21 protein-coding genes are annotated in these 23,746 nt (G+C 70.5%); 16 read left to right on the forward strand and 5 right to left on the reverse strand.

What is annotated here, in order from left to right; genetic code table 11:
* Window positions 1–64 precede the first annotated feature (64 nt).
* The 3 genes from dusB (at window position 65) to ACFQVD_RS04435 (ending at window position 4,252) form a co-directional block, all read left to right on the forward strand.
* Window positions 65–1,186, forward strand: coding sequence for a tRNA dihydrouridine synthase DusB (dusB, locus tag ACFQVD_RS04425; RefSeq protein ID WP_343965274.1), 1,122 nt, complete (start codon window positions 65–67; stop codon window positions 1,184–1,186).
* A 193-nt stretch (window positions 1,187–1,379) separates the two neighbouring features.
* Window positions 1,380–3,302: a TRAP transporter permease gene (locus ACFQVD_RS04430; protein ID WP_343965276.1), complete on the forward strand. Its 1,923-nt coding sequence runs from the start codon at window positions 1,380–1,382 to the stop codon at window positions 3,300–3,302.
* Window positions 3,299–4,252, forward strand: coding sequence for a TAXI family TRAP transporter solute-binding subunit (locus tag ACFQVD_RS04435; RefSeq protein ID WP_343965278.1), 954 nt, complete (start codon window positions 3,299–3,301; stop codon window positions 4,250–4,252). Before ACFQVD_RS04430 ends, ACFQVD_RS04435 begins: the two co-directional genes overlap by 4 nt.
* Window position 4,253: 1 nt before the next feature.
* On the opposite strand, the gene ACFQVD_RS04440 is transcribed toward ACFQVD_RS04435, so the two are convergent.
* The 3 genes from ACFQVD_RS04440 to ACFQVD_RS04450 form a co-directional block, all read right to left on the reverse strand.
* Window positions 4,254–4,772, reverse strand: a complete 519-nt coding sequence (locus ACFQVD_RS04440; RefSeq protein ID WP_343965280.1) for a DUF2087 domain-containing protein — start codon at window positions 4,770–4,772, stop codon at window positions 4,254–4,256.
* Between the two features lie 96 nt (window positions 4,773–4,868).
* A complete protein-coding gene (locus tag ACFQVD_RS04445; RefSeq protein ID WP_343965282.1) occupies window positions 4,869–7,361 on the reverse strand; it encodes a DEAD/DEAH box helicase in 2,493 nt (830 codons plus the stop codon).
* A gap of 160 nt (window positions 7,362–7,521) precedes the next feature.
* Complete coding sequence (locus ACFQVD_RS04450) at window positions 7,522–8,787, reverse strand: acyltransferase family protein (RefSeq protein ID WP_343965284.1); 1,266 nt, start codon at window positions 8,785–8,787, stop codon at window positions 7,522–7,524.
* Between the two features lie 289 nt (window positions 8,788–9,076).
* On the opposite strand from ACFQVD_RS04450, the gene ACFQVD_RS04455 reads away from it, so the two are divergent.
* From ACFQVD_RS04455 to rbsK, 11 genes are all read left to right on the forward strand, one after another.
* Window positions 9,077–10,327 carry a sensor histidine kinase gene (locus ACFQVD_RS04455; RefSeq protein WP_343965286.1) on the forward strand — a complete coding sequence of 417 codons (1,251 nt, stop codon included), beginning with the start codon at window positions 9,077–9,079 and terminating at the stop codon, window positions 10,325–10,327.
* A complete protein-coding gene (locus ACFQVD_RS04460; protein WP_343965288.1) occupies window positions 10,318–10,965 on the forward strand; it encodes a response regulator transcription factor in 648 nt (215 codons plus the stop codon). Before ACFQVD_RS04455 ends, ACFQVD_RS04460 begins: the two co-directional genes overlap by 10 nt.
* Window positions 10,966–11,116: 151 nt before the next feature.
* Complete coding sequence (locus tag ACFQVD_RS04465; protein WP_343965290.1) at window positions 11,117–12,139, forward strand: LacI family DNA-binding transcriptional regulator; 1,023 nt, start codon at window positions 11,117–11,119, stop codon at window positions 12,137–12,139.
* The gene (locus ACFQVD_RS04470) at window positions 12,136–13,047 is read left to right on the forward strand and encodes a carbohydrate ABC transporter permease (RefSeq protein WP_343965292.1); all 912 of its coding nucleotides are present in this window, start codon (window positions 12,136–12,138) and stop codon (window positions 13,045–13,047) included. The genes ACFQVD_RS04465 and ACFQVD_RS04470 overlap by 4 nt, the downstream gene beginning before the upstream one ends.
* Before the next feature lies 1 nt (window position 13,048).
* The gene (locus ACFQVD_RS04475; protein ID WP_343965294.1) at window positions 13,049–13,867 is read left to right on the forward strand and encodes a carbohydrate ABC transporter permease; all 819 of its coding nucleotides are present in this window, start codon (window positions 13,049–13,051) and stop codon (window positions 13,865–13,867) included.
* Window positions 13,868–13,894: 27 nt separating this feature from the next.
* A complete protein-coding gene (locus tag ACFQVD_RS04480) occupies window positions 13,895–15,190 on the forward strand; it encodes an ABC transporter substrate-binding protein (protein ID WP_343965296.1) in 1,296 nt (431 codons plus the stop codon).
* The gene (locus ACFQVD_RS04485) at window positions 15,187–16,149 is read left to right on the forward strand and encodes an ADP-ribosylglycohydrolase family protein (RefSeq protein ID WP_343965298.1); all 963 of its coding nucleotides are present in this window, start codon (window positions 15,187–15,189) and stop codon (window positions 16,147–16,149) included. The genes ACFQVD_RS04480 and ACFQVD_RS04485 overlap by 4 nt, the downstream gene beginning before the upstream one ends.
* Before the next feature lie 4 nt (window positions 16,150–16,153).
* A complete protein-coding gene (locus tag ACFQVD_RS04490) occupies window positions 16,154–17,119 on the forward strand; it encodes an ADP-ribosylglycohydrolase family protein (RefSeq protein WP_343965300.1) in 966 nt (321 codons plus the stop codon).
* Window positions 17,116–18,276: an ADP-ribosylglycohydrolase family protein gene (locus tag ACFQVD_RS04495; RefSeq protein WP_343965303.1), complete on the forward strand. Its 1,161-nt coding sequence runs from the start codon at window positions 17,116–17,118 to the stop codon at window positions 18,274–18,276. The genes ACFQVD_RS04490 and ACFQVD_RS04495 overlap by 4 nt, the downstream gene beginning before the upstream one ends.
* Window positions 18,273–19,649 (forward strand): ADP-ribosylglycohydrolase family protein, encoded by a 1,377-nt coding sequence (locus ACFQVD_RS04500; protein WP_343965305.1) that lies wholly within the window; start codon window positions 18,273–18,275, stop codon window positions 19,647–19,649. The genes ACFQVD_RS04495 and ACFQVD_RS04500 overlap by 4 nt, the downstream gene beginning before the upstream one ends.
* Window positions 19,646–20,542, forward strand: coding sequence for a ribokinase (rbsK, locus tag ACFQVD_RS04505; protein ID WP_343965307.1), 897 nt, complete (start codon window positions 19,646–19,648; stop codon window positions 20,540–20,542). The genes ACFQVD_RS04500 and rbsK overlap by 4 nt, the downstream gene beginning before the upstream one ends.
* Window positions 20,543–20,598: 56 nt before the next feature.
* Here the strand turns inward: rbsK and ACFQVD_RS04510 are convergent, their stop codons facing one another.
* Together ACFQVD_RS04510 and ACFQVD_RS04515 are read right to left on the reverse strand one after the other, a co-directional pair.
* Window positions 20,599–20,742, reverse strand: a complete 144-nt coding sequence (locus ACFQVD_RS04510) for a hypothetical protein (protein ID WP_343965309.1) — start codon at window positions 20,740–20,742, stop codon at window positions 20,599–20,601.
* Between the two features lie 145 nt (window positions 20,743–20,887).
* Window positions 20,888–21,289, reverse strand: coding sequence for a GlcG/HbpS family heme-binding protein (locus tag ACFQVD_RS04515; protein ID WP_343965312.1), 402 nt, complete (start codon window positions 21,287–21,289; stop codon window positions 20,888–20,890).
* A gap of 247 nt (window positions 21,290–21,536) precedes the next feature.
* On the opposite strand from ACFQVD_RS04515, the gene ACFQVD_RS04520 reads away from it, so the two are divergent.
* Both ACFQVD_RS04520 and ACFQVD_RS04525 read left to right on the forward strand, forming a co-directional pair.
* Window positions 21,537–22,406, forward strand: a complete 870-nt coding sequence (locus ACFQVD_RS04520) for a class I SAM-dependent DNA methyltransferase (protein WP_343965314.1) — start codon at window positions 21,537–21,539, stop codon at window positions 22,404–22,406.
* Window positions 22,407–22,442: 36 nt separating this feature from the next.
* On the forward strand, window positions 22,443–23,444 hold the full coding sequence (locus ACFQVD_RS04525; RefSeq protein WP_343965316.1) for a phosphotransferase enzyme family protein: 1,002 nt from the start codon (window positions 22,443–22,445) through the stop codon (window positions 23,442–23,444).
* The last annotated feature ends 302 nt before the right edge of the window (window positions 23,445–23,746 follow it).

Consider the following 23,746-nt stretch of genomic DNA (forward strand, 5'->3'; position numbering starts at 1 on the left):
CGCCAGGTACACCATATCCAGCGGATGATTCGTCCCGTCCGTCGCGGTGCGGTAGAAAAGCCAGGTGGAGTCGTTGAAGCTGGGATCGCTGGAGGTGTGGCCGCCGGTCGTCCTCGCCCCGATGGCCGGGATAACCAACACGGCGTTCCGCGCCCTCTGCCGGGAGCAGGGCGGCGGTCTGTTCGTCTGCGAAATGATCACGACACGGGCGCTGGTGGAACGTAGCCCCAAGACGTTGAAGATGATCCGCTTCGAGCCCGACGAGCGTCCCCGCAGCCTCCAGCTCTACGGGATCGACCCGGTGACGGTCGGCAGGGCCGTCCGCATGATCGCCGAGGAGGACCTGGCCGACCACGTCGATCTCAACTTCGGCTGCCCGGTGCCCAAGGTGACCCGCAAGGGCGGCGGCTCCGCCCTGCCGTACAAGCGGAACCTGCTCCGGAAGATCCTGCGCGAGGCGGTGCGCAACGCCGGGACGCTGCCGGTGACCATGAAGATGCGCAAGGGCATCGACGACGACCACCTGACCTATCTGGACGCCGGGCGGATCGCCGTGGAGGAGGGCGTCTCCGCGATCGCGCTGCACGGCCGCACCGCGATCCAGCACTACGGCGGAACCGCCGACTGGGAGGCGATCGCGCGGCTCAAGGAGAGCGTGCCGGAGATCCCGGTGCTCGGCAACGGCGACATCTGGAGTGCCGGCGACGCGCGCCGCATGATGGACGAGACCGGGTGTGACGGCGTCGTCGTCGGCCGGGGGTGCCTGGGACGCCCGTGGCTCTTCGCCGACCTGGCGGCCATGTGCGAGGGCGGCGACGCGCGGCTCCGTCCCCGGCTGGGCGAGGTCGCCGCGACCATGGACCGGCACGCCACCCTGCTGGCCGAGTGCTTCGAGAGCGAGCCGCACGCCGTGGCCGACTTCCGCAAGCACGTCGGCTGGTATCTCAAGGGCTTCACCGTCGGCTCCGCCCTCCGTCGCCGCCTGGCCACCTCCGAGACCCTGGCCGGTCTGCGGGAGGGGCTCGCCGAACTCGACGCCGACCAGCCCTGGCCCGAGGGCGTGGACGTCCCCCGGGGCAAGACCAATCCGCGCGATCGCGTTCACCTGCCCGCCGGCTGGCTCGACGACCCCTACGATCTCGCGGTTCCCAGCGCCGACGCCGAGACCGACACCTCGGGCGGCTGACCGCGCCCTCCCTCGGCCGGCCGCCATCGGTGGTCGCGCGTCCCGATCCTGCCGTCTGACGCTCGCCTCGCCGTCGGAGCAGAGGTCTCCCGCGGGGCGGGCGTGACGCGACTGTGACCCGTTCTGACAGATAAGAGTCAACCTTCTCGATAACCTGCAGTCGAATATCGCGGCTCACACGTGGAGACGACGGTTGACGAACACCACATCAGCGGATGAGTTGATCGCGGAGTTCGACGCGGAACGGCCCGCCCGGCGCCTCTCCGGCCGGGTGGCACAGGCCGTCACGCTGGTCGCCCTCGGCCTGTCGCTGTACGTCCTCTACCGCGCGTTCCGGCCCGGCCCCGTTCTCCCGTACCGGATGCTCTTCCTCGCGGTCGTGCTGCCGCTCACCTTCGTCTGTTACAAGCCGGGGCGGCGGGGCACCGACCGGCCGGGCGCCGACGACTGGGCGCTCGCCGCGCTGGCGCTCGTGGCCTGCCTCTACCCGCTGGCGGTCTTCGACGACTTCATCCGGCGCGCCTTCGAGCCGACGACCCTCGACGTGGCGGCCGGGGCGGTCATCGTCCTGCTGGTGCTTGAGGCCTGCCGGCGCACCGTCGGCTGGATACTGCCCGCGGTCTGCGTCGGGTTCGCCGCCTACGCCTACTACGGTGGCTACCTGCCCTTCGACTGGGCCGTCGGGCACCGCGGCTACGACCTCGACCGGATCGTCGTCTCGTTCGTGATGGGCACCGACGGCGTGTACGGCGTGCCGCTCGACGTGGCGGCCACCTACATCATCCTGTTCACCGTCTACGGTGCCGTCCTCGACCACTCCGGGGCGGGGAAGTTCTTCGTGGACGTCTCACTGGCCGCGTTCCGCCGCTCGCGCTCGGCGCCGGGCCGCACGGTCACCCTCGCCGGATTCCTGCTCGGTACGGTCAGCGGTTCCGGCGTCGCGACGACGGTGAGCGTGGGCAGCGTCGCCTGGCCGATTCTGCGCCGGGCCGGATACCCGCCCGAGCAGGGGGGCGGAGTGCTCGCGGCGGCGGGCATCGGAGCGATCCTGTCGCCCCCGACCCTCGGCGCCGCGGCGTTCATCATCGCCGAGTACATGCGGGTGAGCTACCTGACGGTGCTGCTCTACGCCACCATTCCCACCGTCCTGTACTACCTGGGCGTCTTCCTGGCCATCGAGATGGACGCCCGCAGGTACGGGACACGGGCGGTCGAGGTGGACGCGCCGAGCCTCTGGCCGCTGATCAGGCGGTTCGGCTACCACTTCAGCTCGCTGTTCGTGATCGTCGTCCTGATGGCACTCGGCCAGTCGCCGTTCCGCGCCGTGGTGTACGCCACGCTGCTCGCCCTCGTGCTCTCCTTCCTCGACTCCGAGCACGCCCTGACCCCCCGCAGGGCGGCCAGGGCCCTGGCCGCGGGGACGACCGGGGTGCTGCCGGTCGCGGCGACCTGCGCCGCCGCCGGGCTGATCGTCGCCGTCGTCACGCTCACCGGGCTGGGTCTCAAGGCGAGTTCCCTGATCGTCGGCGCCTCGGGCGGGCTCCTCGCCGTCACCGCGTTGCTGTGCGCGGTCGCGGTGCTCGTGCTCGGTCTGGCGGTGCCGGTGACCGCGTCGTTCGTCATCGCGGCGGTCGTCATCGGACCCGCGCTGACGGATCTCGGTGTCAGTCAGGCCGAGGCATACATGTTCATCTTCTACTACGCGGTGCTGTCGGAGGTCAGTCCGCCCACGGCGCTGTCGGCCTTCGCGGCCTCGGCCATCACCGGGGGCAACGCCTACCGGACCATGATGACCACCTGGAAGTACACCCTTCCCGCGTTCCTGGTGCCTTTCGCCTTCGTGCTGACCCCAGGTGGGGCCGGGCTGCTGGCCCAGGGCACGTTCGGGGAGATCCTGGCGGCCACGGCGGTCTCGGCGGTGGCGGTCGCCGCGCTGGCCGCCGCCACCGGCGGGCGGCTGCTCGGTCCGGCAGGGCCGGTCGAGCGGGTGCTGTGCGCGGTGGCGGCGATCCTGCTGCTGTTCCTGTCGCCGCTGCCCGCGCTCGCCGGAGCGGTGCTTCTGATCGTGGCCGTCTCCCTCCATCTGGTGACACGCGAACGAGAGGCGGAGCATTGACAGTCAGACGCGGGATCGCCCTGCTGGCGGCGGGGCTGCTGTTCCTGGCCGGCTGTGGCGGAGACAGGTCGGCCGACCAGGCCACGGGCAAGAGGCTGTCGATCGCCACCGGCAACACCACGGGCGTCTACTACGTCCTCGGCGGGGGGCTGGCCGACCAGATCGGCAAGAACATCCCCGGCTATCAGGCAACGGCCGAGGCGACCGGCGCCTCGGTGGAGAACATCCAGCGGATCGTCAGGGGTGACTCCGACATCGCCTTCACCCTGGCCGACTCCGCCGCCGACGCCGTCACGGGCAAGGGCTCCTTCGGCGCGCCCCAACCGATCCGCGCCGTCGCCCGCCTTTACGACAACCACACGCAGGTGGTCGCCACCACCGGTTCCGGAGTGAGGTCCGTCGCAGATCTCAGGGGCAAACGGGTCTCCACCGGCTCGCCCAACTCCGGCACCGAGGTGATCGCGCTACGCCTGCTGAAGGCGGCCGGACTCGACCCGGAGGAGGACATCACCCGTCAGTCGCTGGGACTGCCGGAGAGCGTGCAGGCCCTCAAGGACGGTGACCTCGACGCCCTGGTCTGGTCGGGTGGCCTGCCGACACCGGGCATCACCGATCTGCTGACCTCGCTCAGAGGCCAGGTCGCCTTCGTACCGCTGGACGGGGTGCTGCCCGCGATGCGCGCCGAGCACGGCTCGGCGTACGCCCCGGGCACGATCGCCAAGGACGTCTACGACACCCCCTCGGACGTGTCGACCATCTCGGTGCCCAACCTGCTCGTGGTGCACGAGAGGATGGACCCCGCCCTGGTGGAGAGCCTGACGAGGCTGCTCTTCGAGCGCAGGGCGGAGCTGGAGAAGATCCATCCCGTGGCCGGGGAGATCAGCCGCGACAACGCGCGGAAGACCGAGCCGGTGCCCCTGCACGACGGCGCGAGGAGGTACTACGGCTGATTCAGGCTTCGACGGAGCCGCCGCTGCGCCAGTAGACGTTGTTCTGCCTGCTGAGCATGCCCTCGTCGACCAGGTAGCGGCGCAGCGCCGCGTAGTCGTCGTGGAAGGCGCGCAGTGCGACGTTGACCTCCTTCTCCGGGTAGCGGACCCCCGGCTCGAAGACCTGGACCACGTAGTCGAGCACGACCAACTGCTTGTCCCGCTTGCTGGGGATCGCCCGCAGCCGCCCCTCGACGAGGAAGGAGCGCAGCACCTTCTCCTCGGGAGAGACCGGGGACGCGGGCCTGGCCGTGGTGTGCAGCAGCTCGCGGAACCGCTCGCGCCGCACCTGCCACTCGCCGCCCTCCCCCCGAACGGCGAGTCCGCCGCGTTCCAGGCGGTCCAGCGCGCGCCTGACCGCCTCCCCGTCGAGGCCGGACTCCTCCTCGGGCTTGCCGCCCAGTGCCAGGGTCGCCAGCACCCGTAGCGTGTCCTCCTGGTAGAGCAGGCCGAGCACCTGCCTGATCGCTTCGTCGCTCATCCCGTCATTCTCGCCGGTCGAGCCCGGTGTTTCCGCGCTCTCGGGCAATCGAGGAGCCAGGACGAGCACGGCGAGCGGGGGCCCGCCTCGGGGATGTCAGAGGCGGTTCAGGCCGATGACGTGGACCACGGCGCGGCCCTCCTCGTCGGAGGCGGCCAGGTCGACCTGGGCGTCGATGCCCCAGTCGCCGTCGCCGGCCGGATCGGAGACGACCTGGCGGACCCGCCAGAACTCCTTCTCCTCCTCGATGCGGAGCAGGCCGGGCCCTCGGGCGTCCGGGCCGGTGCCGATCTCCTCATGGTCCTCGTAGTAGGCGTCGAGCGCGGCGCCCCAGTCGACGTCGGGGGCCAGTTGCTCCAGTTCCTGCTCGTTCTCCAGGGCGGCCAGCTCGATCAGGCGGAACATCGCGTTGCGGACCAGCACGCGGAACGCGCGGGTGTTGGCGGTGACCGGCTTGGTGCTCTCCTCCAGGGAGGGCGCCTCCAGCTCCCCGGTCGGGTTCTGCAGCTGCTCCCACTCGTCCAGCAGGCTGGAGTCGACCTGCCGGACCAGTTCGCCGAGCCACTCGATGAGGTCGACCAGGTCCTCGGTCTTGAGGTGCTCGGGAATGGTCCGCGACAGGGTGCGGTAGGCGTCGGCGAGATAGCGAAGGACCGTGCCCTCGGACCGGGTCAGCTCGTAGAACTGCACGTAGTCGGCGAAGGTCATCGCCCGCTCGTACATGTCGCGGATGACGCTCTTGGGACTGACCGTGTAGTCGCCCACCCAGGGATGGCCGCGCCGGTAGGTCTCGTACGCGCCCAGCAGCATGTCGGCCAGCGGCATCGGATAGGTCACTTCGTTGAGGAGCTCCATCCGCTCCTCGTACTCGATGCCGTCGGCCTTCATCTGCGCCACCGCCTCGCCGCGCGCCTTGTTGAGCTGCGCGGACAGGATCTGGCGGGGGTCGTCGAGAATCGACTCGATGATCGAGACCATGTCCAGGGCGTAGTTCGGCGCCTGGATGTCGAGCAGTTCGAGGGTGGCCAGCGCGAAGGTGGAGAGCGCCTGGTTAAGCGCGAAGTCCTCCTGCAGGTCGACGGTCAGGCGGGCCATCCGGCCGTGCTCGTCGGGCTCGTCCAGCTTCTCCACCACGCCTCCGGCCAGCAGCGACCGGTAGATCGCGATGGCCTGGCTGATGTGCCGCCGCTGCCACTTGCGGTCCTCGTGGTTGTCGGTGAGCAGGTGGCGCATGGCCGCGTAGCAGTCGCCGGGCCGGTTGATCACCGCGAGGAGCATGGCGTTGCTGACCTTGAACCGGGAGTTCAGCGGCTCCGGTTCGGCGCTCTGCAGCTTCTCGAAGGTCTCCTCGCTCCAGCCCACGAAGCCCTCCGGCGGCTTCTTGCGGGCGAATCCGCGCCGCCGCTTGGGGTCGTCGCCGATCTTGGCCAGTGCCTTCTCGTTCTCCACCACGTGGTCGGGGGCCTGGCAGACGACGTAGCCGATGGTGTCGAATCCGGCTCGCCCGGCCCGTCCGGCGATCTGGTGGAACTCGCGGGCGCGCAGCCGCCGCACCCTGTTGCCGTCGTACTTCGACAGCGCGGTGAAGAGCACGGTCCTGATCGGGACGTTGACGCCGACGCCGAGCGTGTCGGTGCCGCAGATGACCTTCAGCAGGCCTGCCTGGGCGAGCCGCTCCACCAGGCGGCGGTACTTCGGGAGCATCCCGGCGTGGTGTACGCCGATGCCGTGCCGCACCAGGCGGGAGAGCGCCTTGCCGAACCTGGTGGTGAACCGGAAGTGGCCGATCATGGAGGCGATCGCCTCCTTCTCGGCCTTGGTCGACATGTTGATGCTCATCAGCGCCTGCGCCCGCTCCATGGCCGAGGCCTGGGTGAAGTGGACGACGTAGACCGGGTACTGGTTGGTGGTGAGCATCTCCTCCAGCGTCTCGTGGAGGGGGGTCATCCGGTAGGAGTAGACCAGCGGGACCGGGCGCTCGGCGTTCTTCACCACGGCGGTGGGCCTGCCGGTGCGCCGGGTGAGGTCCTCCTCGAACCTGGTGACGTCGCCCAGTGTCGCCGACATCAGAACGAACTGCACGTTCGGCAGTTCCAGGAGTGGCACCTGCCAGGCCCAGCCGCGGTCGGGTTCGGAGTAGAAGTGGAACTCGTCCATCACCACCTGGCCGATGTCGGCCTGTGCGCCGTCGCGCAGTGCGACGTTGGCGAGGATCTCCGCGGTGCAGCAGATGATCGGTGCCCCGGGGTTCACACTCGCGTCGCCGGTCATCATCCCGACGTTCTCGGTGCCGAAGACCTCGCACAGGTCGAAGAACTTCTCGGACACCAGTGCCTTGATCGGGGCGGTGTAGAAGGTACGGACATCCTTGGTCAGCGCGGTGAAGTGGGCTCCGGCGGCGACCAGGCTCTTGCCCGAGCCGGTGGGGGTGGCCAGGATCAGGTTGTTCCCCGAGACCACCTCGATCAGCGCCTCCTCCTGTGCGGGGTAGAGGGTCAGCCCTCGCTCGGAGTTCCATTCGACGAAGGCGTCGAAGATGGCATCGGGATCGGCGTCGATCTCTTCTGGCAGGCGGTCTACAAGGCTCACAGTTCCAATACTGCCGAAGAACTTGTGGTGGTCGAACCGGGGGCGGCGATGGTCGGCATTACATTTCGCGTAAAATATGTAACGTTATGTAGTTATGATCACTTTTTTTGGCATAAACAGCTACTAAAAGGACTTGATGTCGGCTGAGGTGCCGGAGCCGTCAGGCGTGCCGAGGGTGATCCGGGAGCGGACGCGGTCCGGGAACGTCCGCCCGTGAGGCGGGCGAGGTGCGAAAGGACGGGCCGGTGAGCGCCAGGCCCGCCACGATCGCGCCCGCCCCGAGCAGCGGGGCCGTCCCCGGGACGAAGCCGAGCGCGGTGAGTGTGAGCAGCCCCAGTCCCACCAGCACGGTGGCCACGACGATCCTGGCCATCCCCCCGGTGTACGGCCTGGCCGAGGGGGGCGCCTCGAACCGCGCGAGACCCCGCAGCAGCGGCCACATCGCCAGGGCGAGCATGAGCAGCCAGTGCGGCCAGCCGGAGACCCAGGCCGAGGTGCCCGGCTGGGGGGTGGAGACTCCCAGACCGACCACGACCATCGAGACGATGACGAACAGCGCGCTCATGTGCCACAGATAGAGGGTCATCATCCGGCCGCCGGCCCAGCCGAGCATCCTCGCCACCCCGGGCCACTCCGCGAATGAGACGATCCAGCGGCGCAGCCCCAGCGCCAGCCCGATCTGGCCGACCCCGACCGAGAGCAGCGCGAGCGTGGGCGGTGCCATGTTGGAGACGGCGGCACCCGGCATCCCGATCATGCTGAGCGGGTAGGGGCCGAAGGTCACCAGCGCCGCGGCCAGACCGTACCCGGCCGCCGCCAGGATCCAGGGGCGGCCCAGCCGCCCGTCGGCGTACAGGAAGCCGAGCTGGTGCACCGCCAGCCAGATCAGCACGATGTTGGGGAGACCCGCCACGTCCAGACCGCTGGTGAAGCGCAGGAGGTCCACCGCCACCGCCCCCGCCGCCAGCGTGGCCGGCACCCGCCAGCCGTACGCCATGTTGAGCCTGAGCATCGGCGGGGTCAGCGCCACCGCGACAAGATAGATCGCCAGGAACCAGAGAAGCTGTCCGGCCAGCCGCGAGGCGGTGATGACCGGCTGCTCCGGCATGCCGAGCGTCAGGAGCAGGTGGGGGAGGGGCAGCCAGACCGCCGCCAGCGGCACCACCGGCCAGGCCAGGCGACGCAGGCGCGTCGCCAGCCAGGCGGGAGCGGTGTCACCGCGCCGTACGGCGGCGCGCCTGCTGATCGCGCTTGCCGCACCCCCGGCGAAGAAGACCAGCGGCATCACCTGGCTGATCCATGTGATCATCCAGCCGTTCCCGGTGGCCAGCGCGTTGCCGGTGGTGATCCGGCCGTCGGCGAAGGAGAGCACCGGCATGCTCCAGTGCTGGAGCACCACCAGGGCCATGCCGAACACACGGAGCACGTCGATGAACGGGTCACGACCGGCGGGCGCCGGTGCCGTGCGGGCTGTCGGACGTGTTGCCGGGCCGGGGATCACGGCGGTCAAGGGGGTCTCGATTCTTCGGGAGGGCGAGCTGGAAACCTCGGGAAAGGCTGTGTGAAAAGCCTCCCGCCGGGACCCCGGCGGCGCAGTGACGCACGCAGCAGTCTTCTCGCCGGATCTCCCCACCCTCGGGGGTAGTGCTGGCCCCACCCCGGTAAGCGGGTGCGCAGGGTCGATTGCGGTGGCCCGTACTCATAGCGTTGGCGGTATGAGAACCCTCCTCCGCCGCATCGGCTCCGACACCCGCTACCTGGTCGTGGGCTTTCCCCTCTCCGTCATCTGGTTCGTCCTCATGGTGGCCGGTTTCTCCGCCGGGACGGGCCTGGTCGTGGTGTTCGTGGGCCTGCCCGTCCTCGCGACGACACTCCTGGTCGCCCGGGGCTTCGCGGACGTCGAGCGGCGCTGGCTGCCCGAGGTGCTCGGCCGCCCCGTCGCCAGGCCGAGGTACCGGCCTGCCCCGCAGGACGCCGGATGGTTCCGCAAGATGATCAACCCGCTCACCAACGGCCAGTCCTGGCTCGACCTGCTCTATGGCATCGTGGCCTTCCCGATCTCCATCGTGACCTTCGTCTTCGCGGTGGTCTGGTGGGCCGGGACGATCCTCGGCCTCACCTACCCGCTCTACGGGTGGATCGTCTACGCCATCCCCGGCAACGACGGCGGGCTCGGCCCGCTCCTCGGCCTGGGGAACAGTCTCTGGGTCGAGGTGGTGATCAACACGGTCATCGGCGTGCTGTTCGCGATCACCCTCTCGCCGGTCGTGCGAAGCGCCGCGCTCATCCAGGCCGGGCTCGGCAGGGCCCTGCTGACCGGGGTGGCCGAGCTGCACGATCGCATCGACGACCTGGCCGAGGGCCGGGCCGCCGCGGTGTCGGCCGAGGCCAACGCGCTGCGCCGGCTGGAGCGCGACATCCATGACGGGCCGCAGCAGCGCCTGGTCTCCCTGGCCATGGACCTGTCACGGGCACAGCGCCAGCTCAGGCGCGACCCGGCGGGGGTCGAGCAGATGCTCGGCCAGGCCATCACCTCCACCCGCGAGACGCTGGACGAGCTGCGTGCCCTCTCTCGCGGCATCGCCCCCCCGGTCCTCAGCGACCGCGGCCTGGCTCCCGCGCTCGCCGCGCTCGCCGGGCGCTGCACCGTCCCCGTCGAGCTGGACGTCCAGGTGGAGGGACGGTTCCCCGCCGCCGTGGAGAACAGCGTCTACTTCGTCGTCGCGGAGTGCCTCACCAACGTCGCCAAGCACAGCCACGCCACGATCTGCACCGTGACGCTGACCAGGACGGGTGACTTCCTGATGCTGACAATCGGGGATGATGGGGTCGGCGGCGCACATGTCGCCAAGGGGCATGGCCTGTCCGGTCTCGGTGACCGCCTGAAGGCGGTCGACGGCGAGCTGGCTGTCGATTCACCCGTCGGAGGGCCGACGGTCATAGTGGCGGAGGTTCCGTGCGGGTAGTCGTGGCCGACGATGCGGTGCTCATCAGGGAGGGCCTGATCAGGCTCCTGGAGGAGTTCGGCTGCCAGGTGGTCGCCGCGGTGGGGGACGGTGACCGGCTGGTGGCCGCCGTCGCCGAGCACCGGCCCGACGTCTCGGTGGTGGACGTGCGGATGCCGCCCGGCTTCACGGACGAGGGGCTGCGGGCGGCCGTCGAGGCGCGCCGGAAGGTGCCGGGGGCGCCGGTGCTGATCCTGTCCCAGTACGTGGAGGTCTCCTATGCCGACGACCTGCTCGCCGACGCCAGGGGCGCGGTGGGATACCTGCTCAAGGACCGCGTCGTGGACGTGGACGACTTCATGGCGGGCCTGCGCACCGTCGCGGCCGGCGGCACGGTCTTCGACCCCCAGGTGGTGGCACAGCTGATGGTGCGGCGCCGCCGTGACGACCCCCTCGCCCAGCTCACCCCGCGCGAGCGCGAGGTGCTCGGCCTGATGGCCGAGGGCAGATCCAACCCCGCCATCGGCCGTCAGCTGGTGATCAGTGACGGGGCCGTGGAGAAGCACATCCGCAGCATCTTCGCCAAGCTCGGCCTGTACGCCGAGGACGGCGACCAGCACCGCCGCGTCCTGGCGGTCCTGGCCTACCTGCGTTCCTGACGGCCCTCGCCGCCGGTCGGGACGCCACCCACCGCGCCTGCTGTTATTCGATCGTGACTTGACGATCTCTATTACGTGCGAGTTACATGCCTCTAACCCCGTAAACGTTTTCAGTAAGCCTCAAGATCATGGTAAACGTTTACAGAAAGGCATGGTCCCTGTGAGCGACGGGCCGACGATCACCACGATCGCGGAACGGGCGGGCGTCTCGATCGCCTCGGTCTCCCGCGTCCTCAACGGTTTGCCGACCCGCGAGAACACCGTGCGCCGGGTGCTCAGTGCGGCTGAGGAACTGGGGTACGTCCCCAACTCGGTGGCCCGGTCGCTGAAGTCACGCCGGACCAACCAGGTGGCCTTCGCGATGGCCGACATCGGCAACCCGGTCTACCTGGCGATGATCCGCGAGATCCAGCCGGTGCTGAAGGCCGCCGGATACCGTCTCGTGCTGCACTCCACGGACGCGGACGTCGCCGACGAGATCGACGTGCTCCGCGGCCTCGGCGAGCGCTACGTGGACGGGCTGATCATGATCCCGCTCAGGGTGAGCGAGGCGCATCTGAAGGCCGTCGAGGCGGCCCGCGCCCCCGTGGTCATCATCGGCTCGGTACCGGACGGCACGCGGGTGGACAACATCCGCGCCGACTCCCGCACCGGTGTACGGCTGGCGCTGGACCACCTTCACTCCCTGGGACGCCGCCGGATCGGGTTCGTCAACGGCCCGCTGGACACGGTCCCCGGTTCGGCCAGGTCCACCGCCTACGCCGAGGCGCTCACCGCCCTCGGCCTGCCATATGACGAGAACCTGGTGGAGGTCGGTGACTTCTACCGCGCCGAGGGCGCGGCCGCGGTGAGCCGGCTGCTGGCCAGGGCACCCGACCTGGACGCGATCATGTGCGCCAACGATCTGATCGCGCTCGGCGCCCTGGAGGTCCTGCGCCGGGCCGGCCGCCGGGTGCCCGAGGACGTGGCGGTGGCCGGCATGGACGACATCGACATGGCCGCGGCCGCCTGGCCCGCCCTGACCAGCGTCTCCCTGGGCTCGGCCGAGCGGGGCAGGGCGGCGGCGGAACTGCTTCTGGACCGGCTGGGCAACGGCGAGCGGGAGCCCAGAGTGGTCACTGTGCCGCCCCGCCTGGTGGTCAGGGCCTCGACCACAGGAGAGGAGACGCCATGACCCTCACCGCGGACCGGGCGGTCAGGACGGCGAGTCCGAGGAAACCCCGGAGAGGCGGGCGGCAGGGGCGTGAGGCGCTGCTGCTGATGCTGCCCGCGCTGGTGCCCGTGCTGGTGTTCAGCGTGGGGCCGTTGCTTTACGGGATCTTCCTGGCGTTCACCGACGCGCGCTCAGGGCGCAACTCGGTCACCTCGTTCGTCGGGCTGTCGAACTTCGGGGACCTGCTCTCCGACGGGGACTTCTGGGCGTCGTTCCGGATCGGGATGATCTGGGCGGTCTCGGTGACGGTGCTGCAGTTCCTGGCCTCGCTGGGGCTGGCCCTGCTGCTCAACCAGGATCTGCGGTTCCGGGGGTTCGCCCGGGTGCTGGCACTGGTGCCGTGGGCGATGCCGCCCGTGGTCATCGGACTGATGTGGCGACTGGTCTACCATCCGGACGCCGGAATCCTCAACGGCATGCTGGGCACCGAGATCGACTGGCTCAACGACTTCTCCGTCGCGCTGCCCGCGGTGATCGTCGTCGGGATCTGGACCGGTATGCCACAGACCACGGTGGTGCTGCTGGCCGGGCTGCAGGGCGTTCCCAAGGAGTTGTACGAGGCCGTCGAGGTGGACGGCGCGGGGGTCTGGCGGAAGTTCTGGAGCATCACCCTGCCCCAGCTCCGCCCGGTCATCGTGGCCATCACCTCGCTCGACTTCGTCTGGAACATCAACCAGTTCGGGCTGATCTACGTCCTCACCCAGGGCGGCCCCGGCGGGCAGACACGCCTGCCCATGCTTTTCGCCTACGAGGAGGCCTTTCGCTACGGCTTCTTCGGTTACGCGGCGACCCTGGGCGTGGCGATCGTGATCGTCGTGCTGGCCGTGCTCGGCGCCTACCTCTGGCGGCAGATGCGGGAGGCGAGCTGACATGGGCAGGTCACTGCGTTATCTGGCCCTGGCCGGTTACCTCGTCTTCCTGGCGTTCCCCCTGGTCTGGCTGCTGTCCACGGCGTTGAAGACGCCGCAGGAGCTGGCCAGCCTGCACCCGACGTGGATCCCGCGCGCGCCGACGTCGGCCAACTTCACCGACGCCTTCGGCGAGCAGGACCTGGTCGGCAGCGGCCTGCGCAGCCTCGTCGTCGCGACGGCCAGCTCGGTGCTCACCGTGGTCCTGGCGCTGCCCGCCGCCTACGCGCTGGCCCGCCACCGCTCGCTGGTCAACCGGATCGCGATCGGATGGGTGCTGGTCAGCCAGGTTTTCCCGTTCATCCTGATCATCATCCCGCTGTTCATGGTGCTGCGCGGGCTGGACCTGGCGAACACGTTGCCGGGGCTGACCGTCGTGCACGTCACCTTCACGCTGCCGTTCGCGCTGTGGATGCTCCAGGGCTACGTGCGCGCCGTACCGCGTGAACTGGAGGAGGCCGCCGCGATGGACGGGGCCGGGCGGGTGCGCTCGCTGGTGAGCGTCGTCGCCCCGCTGCTGGCCCCGGGAGTGGTCGCGACCCTGCTGTTCTCGTTCATCTCCTCCTGGAACGAGTTCCTGTTCGCCCTGATCGTCCTCAAGGATCCGGATGTGGCGACCCTGCCGCTGACGCTGGTGAAGTTCACCGGCGCCGAGGGTGTCGTGCGGCTCGGGCCGCTGGCGGCCGCCTCACTCCTGGCGACGATCCCGAGCCTGCTGTTCTTCGCATTCATCCAGCGGCGGTTGAAGTCCGGCCTCATGGCCGGCGCCGTCAAGGGATAACTTCACCCCCCCGATAGGAGAACTCGTATGCGTATGAGGACCGCGCTGGCCGCAGGCCTCCTCGTGCTCGTCGCCGGATGCGGCTCGGAACCGCCCGCGGCCGCCCCCGACGAGCCGGTGACGATCAAGTTCCAGAGCCTCGCCTGGCAGAAGGAGTCGATCGCCGCGAACAAGGAGCTGGTCGCCGAGTGGAACAAGGCCAACCCCAAGATCCAGGTCGAGTACATCCAGGGAAGCTGGGACAACGTCAACGACCAGCTCGTCACCTCCTTCGAGGCCGGTGACCCGCCGGACGTCATCCACGACGACTCCCCGGCCCTGTCCGGATTCGCCAGCCGCGGCTACCTGATGGACATCAAGGACAAGATCCCGGCCGAGCTGAAGAGCGACATCCCGCAGCCCGCCTGGGACACCGTCACCTTCGGCGACGGCAAGGGCGGCCAGGGCGTGTACGGCGTGCCGTTCCTGCAGGAGTCGCAGGTCACCATCGCCAACAAGAAGCTGCTCGAGGCGGCGGGCGTGCGGATGCCGACCTCGGACGATCCGTGGACGTGGGACGAGTTCGCCGAGATCTCCAAGAAACTCACCAAGGGCGACACCTACGGCGTCGCCTGGCCGATGAAGTCGCCGGTCAACAAGGTGCTCAACCTCGCCCTGAACTTCGGCGGCACCTTCTTCCAGACCGACGCCGGCGGCAGGACGACGGTCAAGGTCGGCGCCGAGGAGCGCGAGGTGCTCCAGCGCATCCACGACCAGCTCTACAAGGACAGGTCCGCCGACCCGTCCGCGCTCGGCATGGGCTCGGCCGATCCGCTGCCCGGTTTCTACGCCGGCAAGTACGCGATGCTGCCCGTCGGCGTCTACCTGCGCCAGCAGGTCGTGGAGCAGGCGCCGGACGGCTTCGAGTGGATCACCCTCCCGCCGCTGAAGGGCGTCGGCTCCGAGCAGGGGGCCGTCTCGCAGACGTTGTCGGTCGCCGCGGACAGCAGGTATCCCGAGCAGTCGCTGAAGTTCGTCTCCTTCTTCCTCAACGGTTCCAACCAGGTCAAGCTCGCCAAGGGCGACTGGCTGCTGCCGACCTCCGTCAAGGCCGCGGGCGATCCCGCCATGACGGCCGAGGAGAACGGATGGAACGTGGCGACCGCATCGGCCAAGAACCTCGTGGTCGCGCCGTTCCTGAAGGTCAACGGTTTCGACGAGTGGAAGAGCAAGGTGGCCACGCCGACCCTGCAGCAGTACTTCGCCAACAAGATCACCATTGACGAGGTGGCGAAGAAGCTGGTCGACGAGGGCAACAAGGTGCTGGAGCGGTACAACCAGTGACGTTGACACATCGGGGGCGCGCCCGGGGATGTCTGCTCGGCCTCGCGGCCGGCGACGCCCTCGGGCGCCCGGCGGAGAACCTCTCGCCCGAACAGATCGCCGCCCGCTGGGGGAGGCTGACCGAGATCGACGGCGGCGGCACCGACGACACCGAGTACACCATCTTCGCGGCCTCCCTGCTCATCCGGCACGGGCACGCGCTGACCTCCCAGGACGTCGTCCAGGCCTACCACCAGGAGATCATCCCGCTGATCGACGGGCCGATGAAGGGCGCGGGCTTCTCCGAGCTCGGTGCCGTCCAGGCACTCCGGCGGGGACTCCGGCCACCGCTGACCGGCCAGTGGCACCGCCACGGCTGGTCGGACGGCCTGGCCATGCGCGCCGCACCGTACGGGATCTTCGCCGCGGGTGACCCCGGCGAGGCCGCCCGTCTGGTGGAGGTCGACGGCAGCGTGAGCAACTCTGGGGAGGGCATCCTCGGCGGCCGTGCGGTCGCCGGGGCGGTGGCCGCCGCGATGGCGGGCGCCTCCCCGGACGAGGCGGTCACGGCCGGTCTCGGCGTGATCCCCGAGGACTCGTGGACCGCCCGTAGCGTCGACCGCGCCCGCGAGGCCCTCGGCCCCGGAGCCGGCGACGTCGCCGGGCGGCTGCACGAGGCGGTCGTGGTCCGGCACTACCCGTGGACGGATCTGGCTCCCGAAGCCGTCGCCCTCGCCTTCGCCGCCTACCTGATGGGCGGGGGAGAGGTCGAGGAGTCCGTGGTGATCGCGGCGAACCTGGGACGGGACGCCGACACCACCGCGGCCATCGCCGGCGCCCTCGCCGGGGCGGGACGCGGCGAGGCGGCGGTGCCTGAGCGGTGGGCACGGCAGATCGGCCCGGTCGAGGGGCGCTGCCTGCCGGTGACCGCGGGACGGCACGTGCTCGACGTGGCCGATCGACTCGTGGAAGGGACGTAGGGCGATGACGTCGGGGGACAGGATCCTGGGGGCGTTCGCCGGTCTGGCGGCGGGCGACGCGGCGGGATGGCCGTCGTCGCGGCACAGGGCGGGGGTGCACGCACCGTGGAGCAGACGCCTCCACCGCGAGCTCGACGCCTTCGCCGAGGAGCATCGGGTGACCACCCTGCCGGTGCCGTTCGCGCTCAACCAGCCGGTCGCGCCGCTGGTGATCGGGCCGTCCGACGACGCCGAATGGCTCGCCTGGACCGTGCTCACCATCGACGAGGACCGCGCGGAGGCGTTCGCCGGCCTGACCGGCAGGGACGACGTCAGGGCGCGGATCTCGGTGCGGACCGCGCTGGACAACCTCGCGCGCGGTCTCGGCCCTCCCGCCAGCGGGCACGACAACCCGCACTTCTTCGACGACGCCGCGGCCGTGCGGGCGGTCGCCTTCGGGGCCGTCGGGCTGGACCCCACGGCCGACGCCCAGGTCACCAACGCCGGTGACGGCGTGCTCGGAGCCGTCGCCATGGCCAGGGCGATCGGCGTCCTGGTGGACGGCGGTCCGATGGGCGACGCCGTGCGGGCCGCGTTGGAGGCGCTTCCCGATGACACCGTCATCGGCCGCGCGACCCGTATCGCGCTCGCGGTCGCCCGCGAGGCGGGCGACCCGTTCGCGGCGGTGCCCGCGCTGGACGCGGCGCTGTTCGACCACGTCTACAGCTACGGGGTGGCCGCCGCCGAGACGCTGCCGGTGGCCCTCGCACTGGCGGAGGTCTCCGGCGGCTCGATAGGCACCGCCGTACCGGCCGCCGCCTGCCTGGCCACCGTGGCGGACTCCGCGCCCGCGCTGACCGGTGCGCTGACCGGCGCGTTCACCGGCCATGGTGCGCTGCCGCGGGGATGGAGCACCACCCTTACGGGTTGCTGCCTACCCGAACTGGCGGGAATCGACCTACTGGACATCGTGAGGGGACGGATCGGATGAGTACAGCGGGCAGGGGCACGCTCGAGGACAAGGCCGTGGGATGCGTGGCGGGTGCCGCGGTCGGCGACGCCCTCGGCGGCGCCACCGAGGGCTGGACGCCCGAACAGATCCACGAGCGTTACGGCGGGTACGTCGAGGGCCTGGTCCCGCCGTACTTCGAGGACTGGCGGAACGCCCGCCCCATCGCGCCCTACCACAAGGGCGACGGCCACATCACCGACGACACCCTGATGACCCACGCGCTGATCCGGGTCTACGAGCGGGTCGGGGGACACCTGGACGCCTACGCGGCGGCCGAGCACCTGGTACCGGAGATGCTGGGGGAGAAGCGCTGGATCCCGGAACTGGAGGCCGAGGCGCTGCTGCTGCAGCGGGTCTTCCTGGCGGAGAAGTGGCTGGTGCTGCGGCTGCACCACGGTCATGCGGACCCGCGTGAGGCAGGCGTGGGCAACATCGTCAACTGCGGTGCCGCGATGTACATGGCACCGGTCGGCGTGGTGAACGCCGCCGACCCCGACGCCGCCTACGCCGAGGCGATCGAGCTTGCCGGCGCCCACCAGTCCAGTTACGGACGGGAGGCGGCCGGGGTGCTCGCCGCCGCGGTGGCCGAGGCCATGCGCCCGGGCGCGACACCCGACTCGGTGGTCGCCGCCTGCCTGCGGCTGGCACGGGACGGTACCAGGGCGGCCATCGACGCGGTGTGTTCGGTGGCCCGCGACCTCGGCCACTGGGACGGCTCCTTCGAGAGGCTGCGCGCCGCCATGAAGCCCTACGACACGGTCGCCGACACCTACCGTGACCAGGGTCTCGGCGCCCGCCGCCCGAGCCGCCTGCACAGCATCGAGGAACTCCCGCTCGCCCTGGCCTTCCTGCTGATCGCCAAGGGCGACTACCGTGACACCGTCCTCGGTGGCGTCAACTACGGCCGCGACGCCGACTCCATCGCCTCCATGGGCGGCGCCGTCGCCGGAGCCCTCGGCGGGCGCGGAGCCGTCCCGGCCGACTGGGTGGAGCAGATCTCCGCAGCCAGCCGCACCGACCTCCTCACCCCCGGCCTGAACCTGGCCCGCGTCGCCCGCCGCATCCACGGCGCGGACCTGGCACGCCGCCGCGCCCACGAGTCCGCCTTCGCCGCCCTCGCCGGGGACGCCGGATGATCAGGCTGACCTGGGTGCAGCCGGAGGACCTGGTCGGCCACGAGCTGCGCCAGGCCACCGAGGACGGCCGCGAGGTGACGGAGATCGCCGCGCGCTGGCAGGCCGCGGGAGGACACGGCGCCCCGGCCCGGGCGGGAGCCTCGCCAGAGGCCCCTCCGGTACGGCTGCGCCGCCTGGCCGAGGAGCTGCTCGACGAGCTGGCCGCGATCCCGTCCCCGCTCGCCGAGCCCTCCACCCTGGCCGAGATCGTCACAGCCTGCCCGAGGTGGCCGTCACAAAGGGGCACGGCCACCTCGGGCACACAGGACATGGACCGGATGCTCGGCGCGTGGCTGGGCCGGGCGGCGGGCTGCGTGCTGGGCAAGCCGGTGGAGAAGATCCCCCGGGAGGGGATCAGGGCGATCGCCGAGGCGACGGGGAACTGGCCGATCCGGGGATGGTTCACCGCCAGGGGGCTTCCCGCCGAGATCGGCCGGCGCTGGCCGTGGAACCGTCGCAGCGCCGTCAACAGCCTCGCCGAGAACATCGACGGCGTTCCCGAGGACGACGACCTCAACTTCGCGCTGCTCGCCGTGGCCCTGCTGGAGCGGCACGGCCGGGGATTCGGCACCGACGACGTCGCGCGGCTCTGGCTGGACGAGCTGCCCGGCGGCCGGGTCTTCACCGCCGAGCGCGCCGCCTACCGCAACCTGCTGGCCGGTCTGGAACCGCCCACCTCCGACGACCCGCGGGCTCTCAGCACGGCGACCTTCCGCAACCCGTTCCGGGAGTGGATCGGTGCGCTGATCAGGGCCGACGTCTACGGCTGGGTCAATCCCGGCGATCCGGCCACGGCCGCGGAGTTCGCCTGGCGCGACGCGCGGCTCAGCCACACCGCCAACGGGATCTACGGCTCCATGTTCGTGGCGGCGATGTGCGCCACGGCGCTGACCGCCTCCTCCACCGAGGAGGTGGTCGCCGCCGGTCTTGCCGTGATCCCGCCGGACTCCCGCCTGGCCGCCGCCGTACGGCAGGCCGCCGAGGACGCGCGCCGGGAACCGGACTTCGAACGGGTCGTCGACCGGCTCCACGCACGCCACGGGGAGCTGCACTGGGTTCACACGGTCAACAACGCCGCACTGATCACGGCGGCCCTGGTCCACGGCCGGGGTGACTTCACCGCCTCGATCGCCGGCGCCGTGGCGGGCGGCTGGGACACCGACTCGGCGGGGGCGACCGTGGGCTCGATCGTCGGCGCGCTGCGCGGCGCGTCGCGGATCCCGGAGGGGTGGGCGTTGCAGAATCGGCTGTCCAGTAGCATCAGCGGATTCGACGGCATCGGCCTGGACGAACTGGCCCGCCGTACGCTGGCCCTGGGGGTGGAGGAATCATGATCTCGGTGTTCGGCAGTGTCAACATGGACCTGGTGGCCTATGTCGATGCCGCACCCGCGCTCGGCGAGACCGTGACCGGCCGCGCCTTCAGCACGGTTCCCGGCGGCAAGGGCGCCAACCAGGCCATCGCCGCCGCGCGGGCGGGTGCCAGGGTGGCCTTCCTCGGGGCGGTGGGCGACGACGACTTCGGCACCGAGATGCGCGGGACGCTCGCCGAGGCGGGCGTCGACGTGACGAACCTGCGCACGGTCCCCGGGCCCTCGGGCATCGCCCAGATCGTGGTGGACGGCGGCGGTGGCAACTCGATCATCGTGGTGCCCGGTGCCAACGGGGCCGTGACCGCCCCCACCGAGGCCGAGATCGAGGTCATCTCCCGCTCCGACGTGCTCCTGCTCCAGCTGGAGCTTCCCATCGAGGCGGTCACCGCCGCCGCCAGGGCCGCCCGTGCCGCGGGGACCACGGTGGTCCTCACCCCCGCCCCCGTCCAGCCCCTGCCCGCGGAGCTGCTGGAGGCCGTGGACATCCTGGTGGCCAACGAGCACGAGGCCGTCGCGATCACCGGCCAGGCGGACCACGAGCGCGCCCTGAAGGAACTGAGGGGCACGGTCGGATGGGTGATCGTCACCCTGGGGGCGCGCGGCGCGCTCACCTCCTCTGACGACGGAGCCGCCGTGTGGGTCGAGGCACCCAGGGTGAACGCGGTGGACACCACGGCCGCGGGCGACACCTTCGTGGGGGCCCTCGCCGTGGCCCACGTCGAGAAGCAGCCCGCCGACCAGGCCGTCCGCTTCGCCACCGCGGCGGCGGGCCTGTCCGTCCAGCGCGCGGGCGCCAGCAGTTCGATGCCCACCCGCGCCGAGATCGACCGGAGCCTTTCCGCGGCCGGTGCCTGACACTCCGGTGCTGACACCCGGCGGGGACCTCCCGGCCGATCTCGGGTGCGGGAGCACTAGCCGCTGATGAGGGAGGTCTCCGACAGCGTGAGCAGGAACGCTCCCGCCGAGAGCAGCGCGATCGCCCAGGAGCGGCTGATGGCGGACCAGATCGTGGCGGCCAGGAAGCAGATCAGGGCGAGCAGCACGAGAACGTCCACGAGAATCCTCCAAAGGGTCGGCCCCCGGACGATCACTGTCCGGGGCAAGCCCTCACTGCCCCGCGCGCAGCGGGGGTAACACGTCGTGCCCCCGTTTCATGGGAGCGGGAACTTCGGCCAGCCCGCCTTTTCCTGATATTTCCCGCTATGCCCCTTCCCAGAGGGCGGCGGCGGCCTCGGCGCATGCCACGTCCTGGCCGACGGTGCCGCCGCTGACGCCGACCGCGCCCACCACCCCGCGGCCGTCACCGGGCTCTCCGAGCGGGATGCCGCCGCCGAAGCACACGTACCGGTCGCCGGCCAGGCCGTGCAGTTCACCTCCCGGCAGGACCAGCGGCGCGAGGTCGGCGGTCGGCATGTGGTGGGCCACCGCGGTGTGGGCCTTGCCGGGGGCGAGGACGGGGCCGGAGATCCGTGCGCCGTCCATCCGCTGGAACGCCACCAGGTGTCCGCCCGCGTCGACCACCGCGACCGAGATGAGCGCTCCCTCTCGCACGGCCTGCCGCACCGCGGCCTCACACATGCGCAGCGCGAGTTCCAGGTTCACCGGACTCCTCAATGTTTCGAAAACCTTCGGCGCGGACGGTCGGGGGATGCGAGATGCCATTAACGATCCGACGTTCGTGTGCGCTCTTCGGAGGACCGGGGTGAGCCGGGAATGTCGCCCGGTGCGGAGAGGATCACACGCGGCGACATTCCGATGACTCTTACCAAGAGTGATGTTTATCTTACTCCAAGCTACGATCTCGTCACTGGCGGAATCGTTGAGGTGCCGTCTCGACGTGGGGAGAGGCATGCGCAGTCATAACCGTGCGAACATCGTTCACCAGCTCAAATACGCCCTCAACCATCCGGGGCGAGTCCCCAGGCACCTGAGCCGGCTGAGCAGGAACATGTGGCTGCGCCTGAGCACCCGTGACCATGTCTCCTACTACCGGGCCATCATGAGGTCCGACACCGCGCGCAGCCCCCACGCGGCCGTGGGCAGCAAGTCCTACCGGCGCTGGACGGTCCTGGGAAAGATGCAGTTCGACTACCTGGTGCGGCACGGGCTGGAACCCGGGCACCGCATGCTGGAGATCGGCTGTGGCAACCTGCGGGCCGGGCGCCTGTTCATCGGTTACCTCGACGCCGGAAACTACTACGGTCTCGACATATCCCCGGACATCCTGATCGCCGCCCAGGAGACCCTGGTCTCCTACGACCTGCGGGAGAAACTCCCCCATCTCATGCTGGTCGGAGACCTGCGCTTCGCCGCCCTGCCCAGTGAGATGTTCGACGTCGTGCACGCCCACAGCGTCTTCTCCCACTCCCCGCTGCCGGTGATCGAGGAGTGCTTCCGGCACATCGGCCGGGTCGTGAAGCCGGGAGGCTGGTTCGACTTCACCTTCGACCGCACCGAGGGCAGGGAGCACCAGGTCCTGGGCGAGGACTTCTACTACCGCGCCGAGACCCTGCTCGACCTGGCCTCCGGATACGGCCTGCAGGCGACTCTCATGGAGGACTGGGAGCTGCTCCCGCACCGGCAGTCCAAGATCCGCATCAGGTTTCCCGGGCCCGAGCCCTCGGCGGGTCGCGCCGTACGTGATCAGGACCGGTCCGAGGCGGATCGCCGGAGAGACCTGGACCGCGAAGCCGGGCAGGCGATGTCGGATCTCGGATAGGATCTGGCGCCCTGTGCGACCGAGCTGGAGGAACCGATGCGGGCCCACGACCTGTCCGCCGGGGGCGGTGTGCTGGCCCGCGCGCATGACGTGGCCCGCGCGGCGGCGCGGATCCACGGACTGCCCGACGCCGAGGTCACGCTGATCAACGTGTCGGAGAACGCCACCTACCGGGTGGACGACCCGGTCACGGGGAGGCGCTCCATCCTGCGGGTGCACCGCCTCGGCTACCACTCCATCCCGGCGATCCTGTCCGAGCTGGCCTGGCTGGAGGCGCTCCGCGAGCAGGAGGGGATCCGCACCCCCCGGGTGCTCCAGGCCCCCGACGGCTCCCGGGTGCTGACCGTCCCCGGCGCCGAGCCCCGGGAGTGCGTCATGTTCGAGCTGCTGCCCGGTGCCGAGCCGTCCCTGGAGAACCCGGTGCCCGGGTTCGAACGGCTCGGCGCGCTCACGGCGCGGATGCACCGGCACGCGCGCCGCTGGTCTCGGCCCGAGTGGTTCACCCGCTTCCACTGGGACTACGAGGCGGCCCTCGGCGCCGGGGCGCGATGGGGCCGCTGGCAGGACGGCCTGGGCATGGAGGCCGAGGCGCGGGCCGTGCTGGGGCGGCTGGACAAGGAGCTGCGCGAGCGGCTCCACCGCTTCGGCCGGGGGCCGGAGCGCTACGGCCTGGTCCACGCCGACCTGCGTTCCGCCAACCTGCTCGTGGCGGGCGAGGGACCACCCAGCGTCATCGACTTCGACGACTGCGGCTTCGGCTGGCACCTCTACGACCTGGCCGCGGCGGTCAGCTTCATCGAGCACCTCCCCGAGGTCCCCGAACTGCTCGACGCGTGGGTGCGGGGTTACCGGACCGTCCTGGACCTTCCGGCCGAGGACGAGGCGGAGATCTGGACGTTCGTCATGTTCCGCCGCCTGCTGCTGGTCGCCTGGATCGGCACCCATACCGGCGCGGACATCGCCGTCGAGCTGGGCTCCGGTTACACCGAGGGCGCCTGCGAGCTGGCCGAGCGCTATCTCGGCGGCTCGCTCCGCTGACCAGGTCCGTCCGGTGGCACTCGCGGCGTTCTCGTACGGGCCGCTCGGCGAAGTGGCGCGCTGTGATCGCGCATCGGGAAATCGTCCCTACCCACTCCTGGGACACGGCGGGTCCGCGGTGGTGAATACGCGTCGGCGCCCGCGTCGCCGTGCGGGTAACGCGTAATCCGATAATGGGATTTCCGCGACGGGGATTCCATCTCCCGGCCCTTGTTTTCCGCCCCCTTCGTCGAATCCGGGTGTTTTCCGGCAGCCTTCGTCACCGTGGCCGCGGGCGGCGGTCCGGTGGGGCCGGGACTGCG

The sequence above is a fragment of the Streptosporangium amethystogenes subsp. fukuiense genome (assembly GCF_042665875.1).
Taxonomy (GTDB): Bacteria; Actinomycetota; Actinomycetes; order Streptosporangiales; family Streptosporangiaceae; genus Streptosporangium; species Streptosporangium fukuiense.

Bases quoted from the DNA above. Each gene is read 5' to 3' on its own strand.
- ACFQVD_RS04440 (WP_343965280.1), bottom strand. From the start codon at position 4,772: ATGAGCGACGAAGCGATCAGGCAGGTGCTCGGCCTGCTCTACCAGGAG.
- ACFQVD_RS04520 (WP_343965314.1), top strand. From the start codon at position 21,537: ATGCGCAGTCATAACCGTGCGAACATCGTTCACCAGCTCAAATACGCC.
- ACFQVD_RS04470 (WP_343965292.1), top strand. From the start codon at position 12,136: ATGACCCTCACCGCGGACCGGGCGGTCAGGACGGCGAGTCCGAGGAAA.
- ACFQVD_RS04465 (WP_343965290.1), top strand. From the start codon at position 11,117: ATGGTCCCTGTGAGCGACGGGCCGACGATCACCACGATCGCGGAACGG.
- ACFQVD_RS04480 (WP_343965296.1), top strand. From the start codon at position 13,895: ATGCGTATGAGGACCGCGCTGGCCGCAGGCCTCCTCGTGCTCGTCGCC.
- ACFQVD_RS04525 (WP_343965316.1), top strand. From the start codon at position 22,443: ATGCGGGCCCACGACCTGTCCGCCGGGGGCGGTGTGCTGGCCCGCGCG.
- ACFQVD_RS04500 (WP_343965305.1), top strand. From the start codon at position 18,273: ATGATCAGGCTGACCTGGGTGCAGCCGGAGGACCTGGTCGGCCACGAG.
- ACFQVD_RS04475 (WP_343965294.1), top strand. From the start codon at position 13,049: ATGGGCAGGTCACTGCGTTATCTGGCCCTGGCCGGTTACCTCGTCTTC.
- rbsK (WP_343965307.1), top strand. From the start codon at position 19,646: ATGATCTCGGTGTTCGGCAGTGTCAACATGGACCTGGTGGCCTATGTC.
- ACFQVD_RS04490 (WP_343965300.1), top strand. From the start codon at position 16,154: ATGACGTCGGGGGACAGGATCCTGGGGGCGTTCGCCGGTCTGGCGGCG.
- ACFQVD_RS04455 (WP_343965286.1), top strand. From the start codon at position 9,077: ATGAGAACCCTCCTCCGCCGCATCGGCTCCGACACCCGCTACCTGGTC.
- ACFQVD_RS04495 (WP_343965303.1), top strand. From the start codon at position 17,116: ATGAGTACAGCGGGCAGGGGCACGCTCGAGGACAAGGCCGTGGGATGC.